Raw genomic sequence first — 1,638 nt, 5'->3', positions numbered from 1 at the left:
CCTAATGGGTTGTGTTCGGGTCTGGTTTGGCAGGCTTGGATGTGGTGGCTGCTGGCGGGGTGAGCACTCGTGGAGCCTGGATCGCGGGAGTCCTTCGTGAAGACCGTGCCCCTTGCCGGTGGCGGAAGAGGTTGATCACTGAAGGGATGTCGTGCCCGCCTGTGCGGTGTGAGCACTCGACCATTAGGCCGTTGATCTTCTTCCGCGTGGCTGCCGGTCGTGGTCCGGACCGAGAATCAGGGCGGGAGCGTGTGCGGCGTGGTGTTGTTCGCGGGTGACGACTGGGCGTCTGATCATCATGATGTGGAGGTCCAGGACCAGGCGGGGCGGCGGCTGGGCAGGGCCCGGCTGCCGGAAGGGGTTGAGGGCATCGCCCGGCTGCACGGGCTGCTCGCGCGGTTCCTGCCCGAGGACGCCGGGCCCGATCAGGTGCTGATCGGGATCGAGACCGACCGCGGCCCGTGGGTGGCGGCGCTGGTCGCGGCGGGGTATCGGGTGTTCGCGGTCAACCCGCGGCAGTCGGCGCGGGCCCGGGACCGGCTGGGCGTGTCGGGCGCGAAGAGCGACGCCGGGGACGCGCATGTGCTGGCCGACCTGGTCCGCACTGACGCGCACCAGTTGCGCGAGGTCGCCGGGGACAGCGACCTCGCCGACGGGGTGCAGGCGCTGGCCCGGGCGCATCAGGCGCTGATCCGGGACAGGACACGGCATGTGCTGCGGCTGCGGGCCGCGCTGCGGGACTATTTCCCCGCCGCGCTCGAGGCGTTCGGGGACCTGACCGCGCCCGAGGCGCTGGAACTGCTCGCGAAGGCCCCCGACCCCGGCCGCGCGGCCCGGTTGTCCCGGGCGCAGATCGCCGCCGCGCTCCGGCGGGCCCGCCGGCGCGATGCCGAGGGCAAGACCGCCGGGATCCAGGCCGCGCTGCGCGCCCCGGCGCTGGGCCGCGGCCCGGCCCTGACCGCGNCCGCCGCGCTCCGGCGGGCCCGCCGGCGCGATGCCGAGGGCAAGACCGCCGGGATCCAGGCCGCGCTGCGCGCCCCGGCGCTGGGCCGCGGCCCGGCCCTGACCGCGGCCCAGGCAGCGGTCACCCGGTCGCTGATCGCCGTGATCACCGCCCTGACCGGCGAGATCGACACCCTGGAAACCGAGGTGAAAGCCCATTTTGGCCGGCACCCTGACGCCGGGATCTACGCGTCCCTTCCCGGGCTCGGGCAGATCCTCGCCGCCAGGGTGCTCGCCGAATTCGGGGACGACCCCGGCCGCTACGCCAGCGCGAAAGCCCGCAAAAACTACGCCGGAACCAGTCCGCTGACCATCGCTTCAGGCCGTAAAACCACCGTCCGGGCCCGGTTCGTGCACAACGAACGCCTCCTCGACGCCCTGACCCGGCAAGCGCAATCGGCCCTGCGGGCCTCACCCGGAGCACGCGCCTGCTACGACGCGCTCCGGGCCCGCGGCACCGGCCACCAAGCCGCGCTGCGCCAACTCGCCAACCGCCTCGTCGGCATCCTCCACGGATGCCTCAAAACCCACACCCACTACGACGAGGCAACCGCCTGGCCCCACCACAACACCGACCACACCAGACAAAACCACACCGCCGCTTGACAAACAAAACCCAGGGATGTCTTCACGGAC

1 protein-coding gene is annotated in these 1,638 nt (G+C 72.3%); it reads left to right on the top strand.

The features are described from left to right. The first annotated feature begins 261 nt into the window (after window positions 1-261). Window positions 262-1,608 carry an IS110 family transposase gene (locus EIZ45_RS45770; RefSeq protein ID WP_134736128.1) on the top strand — a complete coding sequence of 449 codons (1,347 nt, stop codon included), beginning with the start codon at window positions 262-264 and terminating at the stop codon, window positions 1,606-1,608. Window positions 1,609-1,638 lie beyond the last annotated feature (30 nt).

It is taken from the genome of Amycolatopsis sp. CFH S0740 (assembly GCF_004522315.1).
Taxonomy (GTDB): Bacteria; Actinomycetota; Actinomycetes; order Mycobacteriales; family Pseudonocardiaceae; genus Amycolatopsis; species Amycolatopsis nivea.
This window is presented reverse-complemented; position numbering and strand designations above follow the sequence as displayed.